13 protein-coding genes are annotated in these 13,585 nt (G+C 69.2%); 5 read left to right on the top strand and 8 right to left on the bottom strand.

Going from position 1 to position 13,585, the window contains the following annotated elements; translation table 11 throughout:
- Nucleotides 1–9 precede the first annotated feature (9 nt).
- The 6 genes from ACZY1G_RS01020 to ACZY1G_RS00995 form a co-directional block, all read right to left on the bottom strand.
- The gene (locus ACZY1G_RS01020) at nt 10–708 is read right to left on the bottom strand and encodes a haloacid dehalogenase type II (protein WP_463821316.1); all 699 of its coding nucleotides are present in this window, start codon (nt 706–708) and stop codon (nt 10–12) included.
- Nucleotides 705–1,667 carry an NADPH:quinone oxidoreductase family protein gene (locus tag ACZY1G_RS01015; protein ID WP_463821314.1) on the bottom strand — a complete coding sequence of 321 codons (963 nt, stop codon included), beginning with the start codon at nt 1,665–1,667 and terminating at the stop codon, nt 705–707. Before ACZY1G_RS01015 ends, ACZY1G_RS01020 begins: the two co-directional genes overlap by 4 nt.
- Before the next feature lie 7 nt (nt 1,668–1,674).
- Nucleotides 1,675–2,538, bottom strand: a complete 864-nt coding sequence (locus tag ACZY1G_RS01010; protein ID WP_463821312.1) for an SDR family NAD(P)-dependent oxidoreductase — start codon at nt 2,536–2,538, stop codon at nt 1,675–1,677.
- A gap of 13 nt (nt 2,539–2,551) precedes the next feature.
- Nucleotides 2,552–3,961 (bottom strand): aldehyde dehydrogenase family protein, encoded by a 1,410-nt coding sequence (locus tag ACZY1G_RS01005; RefSeq protein ID WP_463813159.1) that lies wholly within the window; start codon nt 3,959–3,961, stop codon nt 2,552–2,554.
- A gap of 73 nt (nt 3,962–4,034) precedes the next feature.
- Nucleotides 4,035–4,964, bottom strand: coding sequence for a class I SAM-dependent methyltransferase (locus tag ACZY1G_RS01000; protein WP_463821310.1), 930 nt, complete (start codon nt 4,962–4,964; stop codon nt 4,035–4,037).
- Between the two features lie 37 nt (nt 4,965–5,001).
- The gene (locus tag ACZY1G_RS00995) at nt 5,002–5,637 is read right to left on the bottom strand and encodes a TetR/AcrR family transcriptional regulator (protein ID WP_463813156.1); all 636 of its coding nucleotides are present in this window, start codon (nt 5,635–5,637) and stop codon (nt 5,002–5,004) included.
- 104 nt (nt 5,638–5,741) lie between these two features.
- Here ACZY1G_RS00995 and ACZY1G_RS00990 point away from each other — a divergent pair, with 104 nt between their 5' ends.
- From ACZY1G_RS00990 to ACZY1G_RS00980, 3 genes are read left to right on the top strand one after another with little or no spacing between them, the layout of a single operon-like run.
- Nucleotides 5,742–6,305: a TetR/AcrR family transcriptional regulator gene (locus ACZY1G_RS00990; RefSeq protein WP_463813155.1), complete on the top strand. Its 564-nt coding sequence runs from the start codon at nt 5,742–5,744 to the stop codon at nt 6,303–6,305.
- A gap of 49 nt (nt 6,306–6,354) precedes the next feature.
- A complete protein-coding gene (locus ACZY1G_RS00985; RefSeq protein WP_463814795.1) occupies nt 6,355–6,819 on the top strand; it encodes a hypothetical protein in 465 nt (154 codons plus the stop codon).
- A gap of 44 nt (nt 6,820–6,863) precedes the next feature.
- Nucleotides 6,864–8,987, top strand: coding sequence for an FUSC family protein (locus ACZY1G_RS00980; RefSeq protein ID WP_463821308.1), 2,124 nt, complete (start codon nt 6,864–6,866; stop codon nt 8,985–8,987).
- Here the strand turns inward: ACZY1G_RS00980 and ACZY1G_RS00975 are convergent.
- Together ACZY1G_RS00975 and ptsP are read right to left on the bottom strand one after the other, a co-directional pair.
- Entirely contained in the window at nt 8,976–9,950 is a 975-nt protein-coding gene (locus tag ACZY1G_RS00975; protein ID WP_463821306.1) for a pirin family protein, read from the bottom strand. The two genes, ACZY1G_RS00980 and ACZY1G_RS00975, sit on opposite strands and share 12 nt — an antisense overlap.
- 45 nt (nt 9,951–9,995) lie before the next feature.
- A complete protein-coding gene (gene ptsP, locus ACZY1G_RS00970; protein ID WP_463821304.1) occupies nt 9,996–11,765 on the bottom strand; it encodes a phosphoenolpyruvate--protein phosphotransferase in 1,770 nt (589 codons plus the stop codon).
- A 42-nt stretch (nt 11,766–11,807) separates the two neighbouring features.
- On the opposite strand from ptsP, the gene ACZY1G_RS00965 reads away from it, so the two are divergent.
- Complete coding sequence (locus tag ACZY1G_RS00965) at nt 11,808–12,587, top strand: DeoR/GlpR family DNA-binding transcription regulator (RefSeq protein WP_463813151.1); 780 nt, start codon at nt 11,808–11,810, stop codon at nt 12,585–12,587.
- On the top strand, nt 12,584–13,561 hold the full coding sequence (locus ACZY1G_RS00960; protein ID WP_463813150.1) for a 1-phosphofructokinase family hexose kinase: 978 nt from the start codon (nt 12,584–12,586) through the stop codon (nt 13,559–13,561). Before ACZY1G_RS00965 ends, ACZY1G_RS00960 begins: the two co-directional genes overlap by 4 nt.
- The last annotated feature ends 24 nt before the right edge of the window (nt 13,562–13,585 follow it).

The raw sequence follows: 13,585 nt of genomic DNA, 5'->3' as shown, positions 1-13,585 counted from the left end.
ACGATCCTTTCAAGCTCCGAGTCGATCGGCGAGATCGCCGAAATCGTCTGCCACGACGTCGAATTCGTCCTCAGCAGGTTTGCGCAGTGAGCGCTGCGGCCCGTACTCGGTGGGCCGGAACACGAAACCGGTTCGCAGGCCGGCGTCTCGTGCCGCTCGCAAGTCGGACGGATGCGCGGCCACCATCATCAGTTCGCTCGGCGCCACGTCGAGGATCTCGGCGCAGCCGAGGTACGTCTCGGGATCGGGTTTGTAATGCCGGAAGACCTCGGCTGAGAGCACGCAATCCCACGGCAGTCCAGCGTATTTGGCCATGTTCGTCAGCAGGGACACATTGCCGTTCGACAGCGTGGTGATGACGAAGCGCTGCTTGAGCCGGGTCAGTCCGGCCACCGCGTCCGGCCACGGGTCGAGCCGATGCCACGCCCGGTTCAGGTCGTCGATCTCCGCGTCGTCGACGTCGATGCCGTGGTCGGTGAGCAATTCCACGAGCCGTTCGCGATGCAGGTCGTCGATCCGCGTCCACGGCAGCTCGCCGCGCCGCACTCGGTCCATCGCGGGCGCGTAACCGGCCCGCCAGTCGTCGGCGAACGCCGACCAGTCGTCCTCGACGCCATGTCGTGCGCCGAAGGCCGCGAGCTCGCGGGCCACGCTGGAACGCCAGTCGACGACGGTGCCGAACACGTCGAACGCCAGCGCTCGAATCACGGCTCCAGGACCAGCTTCCCGTGGATCTCCCCGTCGGCGAGCTTCTGCAACGCCTCGGCCCCGCCCGACAGCGGAAAGCGCACCGGCGCGGGCGGTTTCAGGCCCTGCGCCACCAGCTCCGCCAACCCGGCTCCGACCTCGGCCTGCGCGCCGGGCGTGCGGTTGACGAACTCACCCCAGCCGACCCCGACCACGCTGACGTTGCGCAGCAGCAACCGGTTCACCTTGACCGTCGGGATACCGCCTGCGGCGAAGCCGATGACCAACAGCCGGCCCTCGGTGGCCAGCGCTCGTACGGCGTCGTCGAAGGCCGACCCGCCGATCGGGTCCACCACGACATCGACCCCACGGCCGTCTGTGTACTGTTTGACCGCGTCCAGCCAGCCGTCGGTCAACGGCAGAACCACGTCAGCACCCAGGGACTCGACGAATTCGACCGCCGAGGGACGGTGCACCATCGCGATCACGCGGGCGCCCAGCCCCTTGGCGATCTGTACCGCCGCCGTTCCGACGCCACCGCCCGAGCCGAGCACCAGTACCGTCTCCCCGGCCTGCAGCGCCGCACGGCGTTGAAGTGCGAAGTACATCGTGTAGTAGTTGCCCAGCAGAGCTGCGGCAGAGGCGTCGTCGACGTCGGGCGGCGTCGGAACCACGCTCCCGGGATCGACGGCCACCTGCTCGGCATACCCGCCGAGCATCGTGAATGCCGAAACTCGTTGACCCACCGTGAATGCCGAACCAGCGGGCGCGGATCGTACCGTGCCCGCCGCTTCCATGCCAGGGATGAACGGCGGGTCCAGCCGCAACTGGTACTCACCGCGGAGTAGAAGCAGGTCCGGGAAGCACACCCCGGCGGCTCGGACGTCGATCACCACCTGCCCGTCACCCGCGGGGTCTGGCATGTCCGTGTAGGACAACCCCGCGGGTCCGGACAACTCCTGCGCAACAAGCGCTTTCATGCAGCGGTCAGCCGAGGTTGAACGACGCGCGCTCGGCGGCCGACAGATCGGTGATCTCGCCCCACTTGCCCGCGACGTCGTCGACCGACGGCACCTCGGTGAACGTCACACCCTTGTTCTGGAAGAGCGCCACCCTCTGGACCTTGCCACCACCGACGATGAACACCGATGCGGTCTCGGGCACCTCTTCGGTGCACAGGTAGGCCACCACGGGTGCCACGTACTCGGGTGTGAGCTTCTCGAAGACCTCCGGCGGCAGGATGTCCTGCGTCATGCGGGTCGCCGCGATCGGGGCGACCGCGTTGGTCTTGATGTTGTACTTCGCGCCTTCCTGGGCCAGCGTGTTGATCATGCCGACGAGACCGAGTTTGGCGGCGCCGTAGTTGGCCTGGCCGAAGTTGCCGAACAGTCCACTGGTCGAGGTCGCGACGACGACGCGGCCGAAACCGTTCTCGCGGAAGTGCGGCCAGGCTGCGCGGATCACGTTGTAGCCGCCGTACAGGTGCACCTTCAGCACGGCGTCCCAGTTCGAGAACTCCATCTTGTGGAACGTGCCGTCGCGCAGGATGCCCGCGTTGCTGACCACACCGTCGATCTTGCCGAACTCGTCGACGGCGGTCTTGATGATGTTGGCAGCGCCCTCGGGCTCGGCGACGGAGTCGTAGTTGGCGACCGCGCGGCCACCGGCATCCTTGATCTCCTGGACGACCTCGTCGGCCATGTTGTGGCCGGCGCCGGTGCCGTCGCGTGCCCCGCCGAGGTCGTTGACCACCACGCTGGCACCTTCACGGGCGAGCGTCAGCGCGTATTCGCGCCCGAGACCGCCTCCGGCACCGGTGACGACGACGACTCGATCCTGCACTCCTGGCATTGACTATCCCCTTTCAGAACAACCGACGGGCGAGCTTCCACGCCTTCTCTGTATACGGGGGATAGATGAAGGCGCCGACATCGGGTCGAGTCGTCTTGGTCATCACGGTCTTCTTGTGGCTGAACGTCTCGAACCCGAACTTGCCGTGGTAGGCGCCCATGCCGGACGGGCCCACCCCGCCGAAAGGCAGCTTGTGCGTGGCGAAGTGGAACAGCAGGTGGTTGATCACCATGCCGCCGGCAGAGACGTTCTTGACGACGCGCTCGCGCACCGCTTTGGTCTTGGTGAACAGGTACGCGGCGAGCGGCTTGGGCCGCGCGTTCACGAAATCGATTGCCTCGTCGATGTTCTGGACGGTGACCACGGGCAGGATCGGGCCGAAGATCTCGTCGGTCATCAACGGTTCGGCCGGGTCCGGGTCGACGACGACGGTCGGCTGGATCTTGATGGTGGCCGCGTCGGAGTCCCCGCCAACGGCGACGGTGCCCTTGGTGGCGGCCAGGGCATCGGTGAGCCGGGCGAAGTGCCGCTCGTTGACGATCTGCTTACCGCTGGGGTTGTTCGCCTCGAAGCCGGCGACAGCGTCGCGCAGCTTGTCGACGAGCTCGTCGCGGATGGACGCCTCGGCCAACACGTAGTCGGGAGCGATGCAGATCTGCCCGGAGTTGATCAGCTTCGTCCAGGCGATGCGCTTGGCGGCGACGTCGATGTCAGCGTCGGCCGACACGATGACCGGGCTCTTGCCACCGAGCTCGAGGGTGACCGGCGTCAGGTGCGCGGCGGCCCGCTCGTACACCTTGCGCCCGACCTCGGTGCCTCCGGTGAAGAGCAGATAGTCGAATCCCTGGTCGATGAGGTCCTGGCTGACCATGCCGTCGCCCTCGATCACGGCGATGGCGTCGTTGTCGAGGTAGCGCGGGACCAGCTCGGCCATCAGCGCCGAGGATGCCGGCGACACTTCGGACGGTTTGAGCACGACCGTGTTTCCCGCGGCGATCGCGCCGACGGCGGGGCCCAGCGTCAGCGCGAACGGGAAGTTCCACGCGCCGATGATGAGCACGGTGCCGTAGGGCTCGTACTCGACCCAGCCACGCCCGGGCAGCTGCGACATCTCGAGCATCTTGTAGCTGCGCTTCATCCACCGGCTGACGCTCTTGGCGGCGCTCTTGGCCTCCCCCGCGGTGCTGGCGACGTCGGCGAGCCACGCTTCGAACGGGGTGCGGCCGAGATCCTTCTCCAGCGCGGCGGCGATCGCCGCCTCGTTCTCGGTCATCAGCCGTTCAAGGGCGTTCAGCTGCTGCTTTCGCCACTCCACACTGCGGGTGCGGCCGGTCGCGAAGGTCTCCCGGAGCCTGCGGACGGTAGCTGCGATGTCAGGGGTGTCGGTGTCTAGTGCGACGGGCACGGCGGAATCGGTGGTCATGAAGGGTCTCCTTGGTCTGACCGGCGAGTACCCCGAATCGTAGCCAACCACCCAGTTGGTGAACAGGCGCGCGTCAGTCGCGGACCGCGGTGGTGAAGGTGGAGAACGATCCGCTGTCTGCGTCCTCGACCTCGATGTAGCGGTCGAGGCGGCGCATCTCGTCGAGCGAGGGCACCGCAGTGGCGTGCCAACCGTGGGCGTCGAGCCATTCGGCGACCTCGGCGCGGTCGGGGTCGTCGTAGGTGAGCTCGCTGATGTCCATCGGCTGGACATCGAACTGCGCGGTGATGCGGGCGAACCGCTCCCGCATGCGTTCGCGGCGGTCCTCGGCATGCGGGCGCATCGACTCCGCGGCGATGCGGCTTCCCGGCGCACTCAGCTCGGTGACCTGCGTGAACAGTCGGTCCTGGGCGTCGGCGGGGAGGTACATGAGCAGCCCTTCGGCCAGCCACGCCGTCGGCTGTGCAGTATCGAACCCGGCGGCCGTCAACGCGGCGGGCCAGTCCTGGCGCAGGTCGATCGCCACGGCGCGCCGGTCGGCGGTGGGATCGACACCGTGCTCGGCCAGCGTCGCGGCCTTGTACTCCAGCACCTTGGGCTGGTCGATCTCGAAGACGGTGGTGCCTGCCGGCCAGGACAGCCGGAACGCGCGCGAGTCCAGCCCCGACGCGAGGATCACGATCTGCCGGACGCCCGCGGTCAGCGCCTCGTCGAAGAAGGTGTCGAAGAACCGCGTGCGCACCGCCTGGTAGCTCTTCATGTTCTCGAACATCGCGGCGACCTCCGGGTCGGAGGTCGTGACCCGGGCGATGAAGTCGTCGTCGAGCAGCAACCCCCAGACACCGTCGCCGGCCTCGGCGATCAGGATCTCGGCGTACGGGTCGCGAATCAGTGCGTCGGGGCGCCGCGTCTCAGCGGCGCGCGCGGCGGCGACCATGACGGCCGTGGCGCCGACGCTGGAGGTGATGTCCCAGGTGTCGTTGTCCGTGCGCGAACTGCTCATACTTCGGGAGTCTAACTATCGCGACGGCCGGGTGAATCTAGGAACCGAGATGCCACAGCTTGTTGGCAAGAAGCAGCTCGAGTTTGTGGACCACGGTGCCCAGCGCGGCGCGATCCCCGACGAACCCGGCATAGAAGCCCATCCCCCACAGCACCGCGACCAGCATCTCGACCAGATGGTCGACGTCGGTGTCCGAGCTGAGCTCACCGCGAGCGATCGCGTCGTTGACCGCCCACGCGACGAAGGAGCGGGAGTTCTTCAGCGGATCGTGGTCGTCGCTGACCAGTTCGGGATGCCGTTGGGTCTCCAGGACCGACGTGACCAGGAACGCCGCGGCGGAGCGATCCTCGGTGTCCACCTGCGTGGTCGCCGCCAAAAACGCCGCCAGCCGGTCGACCAGGCCGGTGCGTTCCCGCGCGCGTGACACTCCGGTGCTGACGATCGTCGCGTTCGTCTGCTCGACGACTTCGCCCCACAGCACACGCTTGCTGGCAAAGTAGTGATTGATCGCTGGTCGGGTCAGATCGGCCCGGACGGCGATCGCCTGGAACGTCGCGGCGTCGTACCCCAACTCGCTGAACACCTCGCGCGCAGCAAGCAAAATGCGCTCCCGCGTCTCGGCAGCCTTCGCCGCGGGGGGTCGACCTGGGCCTCTACTCGCCGTGTAAGGCACCTCGAAATTGTGCCACACGTCACCGGGGGTGCCCGCAGCCTGTCGTTTCTGACACCGACCTGCGGATTCGAGCAAACATCCAACCGCCGACTTAGAGTTTGAACATGGGGGCGTCGGGGTCACGGGAGTTGTTCTTTCAGGCGGGGTTCGATGTGCTGGCCGAATCCGGCTACGGCGGGCTGAAGCTCGCCTCGGTGTGCGGCAAGCTCGGTGTCACGAGCGGATCGTTCTATCACCACTTCGCGAGCTGGTCGGACTACACGCGCCAGCTCGTCACGGACTGGCAGGTCCGGATGACGGTCCGCGTGGAAGAAGTCGGCGAAGATCCCGACCCGAGGCGACGGCTGGACCGGATGATCAAAGGCGGGCTGACGCTGCCGCACGGTGCCGAGGCAGCGATCCGCGTCTGGGGTTCGATCGACCAGCACGTGCACGACGCGCAGGCGGCGGTCGATCGTCACCGTTTCGACGCAGTGTTCGACGCCGCGTTGCAAGTATTGGGAAACAGACGGCAGGCTGAGATGTTCGCGTCGTGGTCGATCTACCTGCTCGTCGGATACGAGCAGGCGCTGTTGCCACGCAACCCGGACGGATTGGAGTGGCTGGTGACCCAAATGCTCGAGAGTCTGGACGCCGGGCGGTTCGCGTCGGTGCCAGACAGTGACTGACCCCGTCGGCGGCCAGGCCGAGGCAGCGCCCGTCGAGCATGTCGTGGCGATGCTGCGGGAGCGTCTGTACGGGGCCATCTCGTGTCTGGCCACGCTGGTGGTCCTGACGCGCTACACCGAAGACGACACCAGCGGCTGGGCCCGGATGCTCGACGTCGCGGTGACCATGGGCGGGCTGTGGGCGGCCAGCCTGCTGGCCGATTGGGTCGCCCACCTGGCCGTGCACGAGGAGGCGCCGCACGGGGCGGAGCGCTGGCGGATCATGCAGGCCTCAGGGCAGATCCTGCAGGCCGCTGTGCTGCCGCTGGCGGCGCTGGCGACGGCCGGGTTCGGGCTGCTCGACACCGACACCGCGATGTGGGTCGCGAAGTGGATCCTCGTCGGCGAGCTCGGCCTGATCGCGTTGCTGGCCGTGCGCCGCACCCGGCTACCGTGGTGGCAGCAAACGCTCACCGTGGCAACGCTGGTCGTGGTGGGCCTGCTCGTCATCGCCGTGAAGGTGCTCGCGCATTGACGACTGCGCCGACACTCGACGTACGTGCTCGCATCGTCCGGCGGATGCATCAGCGCGACCCCGACAACGACGCACTACGGCGTGCCGTGCGGGCGGCGACGGTGGTTCCGATCTCCGCGGGGACGAGTTTTCTGATCGGCGGCGGCAATCCGCAGACCGCGCTGTTCACCCTGTTCGGGTCGGTCGCCCTGCTGGTGTTCTCCGATTTCCCGGGCAATCGGCAGAACCGCGCGGTGGCCTATGCCGGTCTGGGCCTCAACGGCTTCGTGCTGATCACGGCGGGCACGCTGATCGCCCCCTATCCGTGGCCGGCGGTGGCGATCATGTTCGCCCTCGGTGTGGCGGTGACGTTCTCGGGTGTGTTGAGCGAGACCGTCGCGGCCGGGCAGCGGGCCACGTTGCTGTTGTTCGTCTTGCCGGCGTGTACGCCACCCGGCCCTATCAGTGAGCGACTGACGGGCTGGGCGATCGCGCTCGCGGTGTGCGTGCCCGCCGCGCTGTTCGTGCTGCCGCCCCGGCATCACGGACAGTTGCGCCGCCGCGCGGCCCGGGCGTGCCGCACGCTGGCCGACCGCATCGACGGCACGGCCACTGCGGACGACGTGCGACGCGCGATGGACCAGTTGCGAAAGACGTTCCTGGAGGCTGACTTCCGTCCGGTCGGATTGACCGCGGGCAGCAGGGCGCTGGTCCGAGTGGTTGACGACCTCGAGTGGGTGGCCGATCGGGTCGGGCAGGATCTCGGGGTCACGCTGCGCGACAAGAAAGCGGTGGTGCATGTGCTGCGATCCGCCGCTGCCGTGCTGCGGATCTCTGGGCGGGCCGACAGGGATGTGGCGCGCATGGATCTGGACGCGGCGCTCGACGTGTTGCGCACCACCGCGCGGGGTCGCTGGCGGGAGGACCTCGACGAGATCCTCAGCGCCCCCGACGACGACCGGGCCGTCGCGTTGGGTCGTGCGCTGCTGCAGCGCCGCACGATCGCCGCGACTATCGGCGCGACGGGTCGGATCATCGCTGCCGCGGCAGCCGCCGACGCCCGCCCGGTGTGGGCGCGCGCCCTGGGGCTGCGTCTGCCGCCGACAGGGGCATCGGACCGGTTGCTGCCCGAGGCCGCCGCGGCCGCGCAGATCACGTCGGGCTTCCTCGCGAATCGTGCGGTGGCGGTACGCAACAGCGTGCGCACGGGCCTGGGGTTGGCCATAGCGGTCGCGGTGACCCACATCTTCCCGGTCGAGCACGGCTTCTGGGTGGTGCTGGGCGCGTTGTCGGTGCTGCGCAGCAGCGCGTTGTCCACCGGGACGCGGGTGCGGCGCGCGGTGACCGGCACAGCGATCGGATTTCTACTGGGCGCCCTGCTCATCGGTCTGGTCGGGGTGGAACCGACCGTGCTGTGGGTGCTGATGCCGTTCGCGGTGTTCGGCTCGGCCTACGTTCCCGAGATCGCCTCGTTCACCGCGGCGCAGGCCGCGTTCACGATGATGGTGCTGATCTTCTTCAACCTGATCGTGCCGACGGGCTGGCAGGTGGGTTTGATCCGGGTCGAGGACGTGATCGTCGGCGCGTTGGTCGGTGTGGTGGTGTCGGTGCTGCTGTGGCCGCGGGGTGCGACGGCCTCGGTGACCCGGGCGATCGACTCGGCGCGGGCGATCTTCGCCGGCTATCTGTGGGCGGCGGTGCTGCGCATCACCCGCGGCGCCTACGAGGAGCGCAACGACGAGGTGACGACGCTGAGCCATCAGGCTCTGGCGGCCTCCCGGGTGATCGATGATGCTGTGCGCCAATATCTTTCGGAAAGCGGCGGCGACTCTGACTTCCGGGCGCCGGTGGTCCGCTCGTTCAACCGGGCGATCCGGCTGCGAATGGCAGCCGATCTGATCGCCGACATCCCGACACCTCCGCCGCTGTCGGCGTACCCGGGCGTGCGCGCGGTCGTCGAATCGCACGCGAAGGCGATCCGCGAGCGGGTGGCCGGCAGTGCCGACGCAGCGCCGTCGCTGACACCGATCAGCGACGACTTCGTGCGGGCGCTCAGGAAAGAGATGCGCGCCGAGATGCGCGAGACGGCTCCTGAGAACGATCTCGGCATCTCGGCGGCTCTGCCGCTGCTCACCGTCGCCGCCCTGCTGGGCGAGCTGGAGCTGATCTATCCGGCGTCAGCGGGTTGACTGGTGCGGCCTCAGCGCGTTCGGCGGGATGGTGCCGAACCGGCCGGCGTTGAAATCCTCGACCGCTGCGATGAGTTCGGACTTCGAGTTCATCACGAAAGGGCCGTACTGGAAGACCGGTTCGCGCAGAGGCCGGCCGCCGAGCAGCAGCACTTCCATCGCGGGGCGATGGGCGTCCTGGGTGGGTGCGGCGGCGACGCTGATGCGGTCTCCGGGGCCGAGGACCGCCAGCTGACCCTGTTCGATGGGGTGGCCGACGGGGCCGACCGAGCCACGACCGGACAGCACGTAGACCAGTGCGTTGAAGTCGCGGTCCCACGGCACGTCGACTCGTGCGCCGGGCTGAATCGTGGCGTGCGCCAGCGTGATCGGGGTGTGGGTGGCCCCCGGGCCGGCGTGGCCGCCGATGGCGCCTGCGATCACGCGGACCAGGGCACCGCCGTCCTCGGAGGCGACCAGACCGACCTGGGGACCCTCGATGGACTGGTACTTGGGCGCGGCGAACTTGTCGCTGCGGGGCAGGTTCACCCAGAGCTGGATGCCGTGGAACAAGCCGCCGCTCTCGACCAGTTCGGCCGGCGGTGTCTCGATGTGCAGGATGCCGGAGCCTGCGGTCATCCACTGTGTGGCGCCGTCGGTGATCATGCCGCCGCCCCCGTGTGAGTCCTGGTGGGCGAAGCGGCCGTCGATCATGTAGGTCACGGTTTCGAAGCCGCGGTGCGGGTGCCAGTCGGTGCCGCGCGGCTCGCCGGGCTGGTACTCCACCTCGCCCATCTGGTCCATGTGGACGAACGGATCGAGGTCGCGGGCGTTGACTCCGGCGAAGGCGCGAACGACGGGAAAGCCCTCCCCTTCGTAGCCGCGGGGCCCGGTGGTCACCGAGCGCACGGGGCGTTCGGTGTCGACCGGCGACGGTGCGGACAGCCGGGGCAGGGTCAGGGTGTCTGCGGTGATTGCGGGCATGCCCTGATTAACCGGACCGCGGTCCGATTCATTCCGACCGGGCCGTCAGCCCAGCACCTCGAGCGCCGCGGCGCGGGCGTCAGCGGCGCTGGCCGTCGCCAGCACGGCGTCGGCCGCTTCGCGGCACTGCTCCAACGTCACTGTGGCGAGCTTCGCGCCGACACCCTGTACCGCGGCGGCTGCCGCCGACAGCGACGTCACGCCGAGACCGGTCAGCACGCACGCCAGCAGCGGGTCGGCCGCGGCCTCGCCGCACACCCCGACGGGCTTGCCCGCGACGATGCCGGCGCGGACGGTCATCGCCACCAATGCGAGGACGGCGGGTTGCCAGGGGTCGGTGAGGGTGGCCAGGTCGGCGGACATCCGGTCGGCGGCCATCGTGTACTGCGCGAGGTCGTTGGTGCCGATCGACAGGAAGTCGACGTGCTCGAGGATGCGGTCGGCCAGCAACGCGGCGGCCGGCACCTCGATCATGACGCCGGGGGTGAGGCCGCGGCTGCGCACCTGCTCGGCGAAGTTCTGCGCCTCCTGGGCAGTCGCGATCATCGGCGCCATCACCCACGGCTTCTGGCCGGTGCGCTCAGCGGCAGCGGCGATCGCGTCGAGCTGGTGAGCCAGCAGCCCGGGGTTGTTCTCCGCGATCCGGATGCCGCGCACCCCGAGCGCCGGGTTGGCTTCGTCCGGGTGGCCGGCGAACTTGAGCGGTTTGTCGGATCCGGCATCCAGCGTGCGGATGACGACCTTGTGCCCGGCGAACGCGTCGAGCACCTCGCCGTAGATCTCAGCCTGCTCGTCGACGGTGGGCTCGGCGTCGGTGTTGAGGAAGCACAGTTCGGTGCGGAACAATCCGACGCCCTCGGCCGGGGTCTCCCGCGCGGACCGCGCTGCGGCTCCGTCCTGGACGTTGGCCAGGACAGCGACCTGGTGACCGTCGGCCGTCGCACCCGGACCGGCCCACCCGGCGGCTGCGGCGGCCACTCGCGCGGCATCGTCGACGGCGGTGCGGGCCTCGTCGGCGTCGGGATTCACGGTCACGGTGCCGCGGGTCCCGTCGACCAGCACGGTCGTGCCGGCGGGCACGTCGTCCAGCCCGGTGACGGCGACCACGCACGGAATCCCCAACTGCCGCGCGATGATCGCGGTGTGGCTGGTGGGCCCACCCAGCGTGGTGGCCAGCGCGACGATCAGCGCGGGGTCCAGGCCGGCGGTGTCGGCGGGGGCGAGGTCTTCGGCGCACAGGACCGACGGCTTGTCGGGCAGCGGCACACCAGGCTCGGGCAGGCCGTTGAGCTCGGCGATCACACGGTCGCGGATGTCGCGCAGGTCGGTGACGCGCTCGGCCATCAAGCCGCCGAGCTTGGTGAACATGTCGACGAACTGGTCGATCGCCGCCGTGACCGCGCGGACGGCGGGCGCGCCGTCGTTGATGCGCTTCTCGGCTGCACCGAGCCAGCCGCGGTCCTGCGCGAGGGTGGCCGTCGCGGCGAGAACCTCCGAGGCGGCGCCGGTCGCGTGGGCGGCGCGATCCCGCAGTCGGGTGGCCACGGTGGCCGCGGCCGCACCGAAACGTTCCTTCTCGGCGGGCCGGTCTGCGTCCGCGATCTCGGGGAGAACGGACACGTCGACCTCGGGCAGCGTGCCCGGACGGATCACGGGCGCATAGGCCACCCCGGTCACGACGGGGACGCCGTGCAGGACGGCGCTGGATGCGGCCGATTCGGAGGCCTGTGAGCTAGACAGGGACATCGCAGTCATGTGAACCAGGTTACAGAAAACCGTTGACAAGTCAACACGTTCAAGAGTAAAACCAACCATATCAACAACCAATCGCACATATCCCCACACAAACGGAGCTCTATGTACCCCGAAGAGCGGCAGCAGGCCATCGCCTCGCTGGTCATGGCCAAGGGCCGCGCCTCGGTGACCGAGCTGGCCGCGGCCTACGACGTGACGACCGAGACGGTACGTCGCGATCTCGCGGTTCTCGACAAGGCGGGCGTCGTGCGGCGGGTGCACGGCGGCGCGGTGCCGGTGCGCGCACTGCACCTCGTCGAGCCCGGCGTCGGCGAGCGGGACGTCACCCGGTCCGAGCACAAGGATGCGATCGCCGCGGCAGCCGCCGAGTTCTTCCCGCTCAGCGGCGCTACCGTGCTCCTCGACGCAGGCACCACCACCATGCGCATCGCCGCGCACCTGCCGACCGACCGTGAACTCGTCGTCGTCACCAACTCCGTGCCGATCGCCGCGCGCCTGGCCACGATGCCGACGGTGTCGCTGCAGCTGCTGGGCGGACGGGTCCGCGGCGTCACCCAGGCCGCCGTCGGCGAGCAGACGCTGCGTGTGCTCGACACCCTGCGGGTGGACATCGCGTTCATCGGCTCCAACGCCATCAGCGTGCGCCACGGTTTGTCCACCCCGGACGGCGAGGAGGCCGCCGTCAAGCGCGCCATGGTGCAGTCCGCCAATTACGTTGTCGTCGCTGCGGATTCGTCGAAGGTGGGCCGGGAGGACTTCGTCAGTTTCGCGCCCATCACCAGCGTCGACACCCTCATCACCGACCCGGAGATCAGCGCCGCCGACCGGAGCGCGCTGACCGAGCAAGGCATCGAAATCGTCTGCGCAGGAGACCAACCGTGATCGTCACCGTGACCCCCAACCCCAGCATCGACCGCACGGCGTCGCTGCCCTCGCCCCTGACCCGGGGCGCGGTGCACCGCGTCACGTCCGTGACCGATCAGGCCGGCGGCAAGGGCGTCAACGTCGCCCGGGCCCTGACGCTGGCCGGCCTCGACGCGCTCGCCGTACTCCCGGCCAGCGCGAACGATCCGCTCATCACCGCGCTGCAGGCCGCCGCGGTGTCCTACCGCGTGGTGACCACGGCCGAGCCCGCCCGGACCAATCTGACGATCACCGAGCCCGACGGCACCACCACCAAGATCAACGAGCCGGGTGCGACGCTCGACGCGGCGACGGTGACCGCACTGACCGACGCGGTGCTGGCTGCCGCCGACGACGCCGACTGGGTCGTGCTGTCCGGCTCGCTGCCGCCGGGGATGCCGACGTCCTGGTACGGCGACGTGGTGGCGATGCTCGCCACGCGCCGGTGCCGGGTCGCCGTCGACACCTCCGACGCGCCGCTGGCCGCCCTCGTCGCATCGCTCGACCGAGGCGCGCCGGATCTGATCAAGCCCAACGCCGAGGAACTGGCCAGCGTCCTGGGCCTGTCCCCCGAAGCTCTCGAAGAGGCTGTCGCACAAGGAGATCCCGAGCCCGTCGTGGCCGCCGCGCACCAGCTCGTCGACCGCGGCGTCGGCGCGGTGCTCGCCACCCTGGGCGCCGAAGGTGCCGTGCTCGTCGACGGGAACGGCGCCTGGATGGCGACCCCGCCGCCGATCGTGCCGCGCAGCACCGTCGGCGCCGGCGACTCGTCGCTGGCCGGATACGTCCGCGCCGAGGTCGGTGGCGCGGTCTCCCCGCAGCGCCTCCAGATGGCCGTCGCCTACGGCAGTGCCGCCGCCGCCCTTCCCGGAACCACCCTGCCCTCGCCCGCCGAGATCGACCTGGCAGCCGTACACGTCGCGCCGATCTCCCCGATTCCCGCCACCCAGTAACAGCCGAAGACGAAAGTAGCTCTC

The sequence above is a fragment of the Mycobacterium sp. IDUB_5 genome, assembly GCF_055419565.1.
This window is presented reverse-complemented; position numbering and strand designations above follow the sequence as displayed.

What these genes read in the sequence shown, in the direction of transcription:
- ACZY1G_RS01015 (WP_463821314.1), bottom strand. Translation starts at nt 1,667, where the DNA reads ATGAAAGCGCTTGTTGCGCAGGAGTTGTCCGGACCCGCGGGGTTGTCC.
- ACZY1G_RS01010 (WP_463821312.1), bottom strand. Translation starts at nt 2,538, where the DNA reads ATGCCAGGAGTGCAGGATCGAGTCGTCGTCGTCACCGGTGCCGGAGGC.
- ACZY1G_RS01005 (WP_463813159.1), bottom strand. Translation starts at nt 3,961, where the DNA reads ATGACCACCGATTCCGCCGTGCCCGTCGCACTAGACACCGACACCCCT.
- ACZY1G_RS01000 (WP_463821310.1), bottom strand. Translation starts at nt 4,964, where the DNA reads ATGAGCAGTTCGCGCACGGACAACGACACCTGGGACATCACCTCCAGC.
- ACZY1G_RS00990 (WP_463813155.1), top strand. Translation starts at nt 5,742, where the DNA reads ATGGGGGCGTCGGGGTCACGGGAGTTGTTCTTTCAGGCGGGGTTCGAT.
- ACZY1G_RS00985 (WP_463814795.1), top strand. Translation starts at nt 6,355, where the DNA reads ATGCTGCGGGAGCGTCTGTACGGGGCCATCTCGTGTCTGGCCACGCTG.
- ACZY1G_RS00980 (WP_463821308.1), top strand. Translation starts at nt 6,864, where the DNA reads ATGCATCAGCGCGACCCCGACAACGACGCACTACGGCGTGCCGTGCGG.
- ACZY1G_RS00975 (WP_463821306.1), bottom strand. Translation starts at nt 9,950, where the DNA reads ATGCCCGCAATCACCGCAGACACCCTGACCCTGCCCCGGCTGTCCGCA.
- ptsP (WP_463821304.1), bottom strand. Translation starts at nt 11,765, where the DNA reads ATGGTTGGTTTTACTCTTGAACGTGTTGACTTGTCAACGGTTTTCTGT.
- ACZY1G_RS00965 (WP_463813151.1), top strand. Translation starts at nt 11,808, where the DNA reads ATGTACCCCGAAGAGCGGCAGCAGGCCATCGCCTCGCTGGTCATGGCC.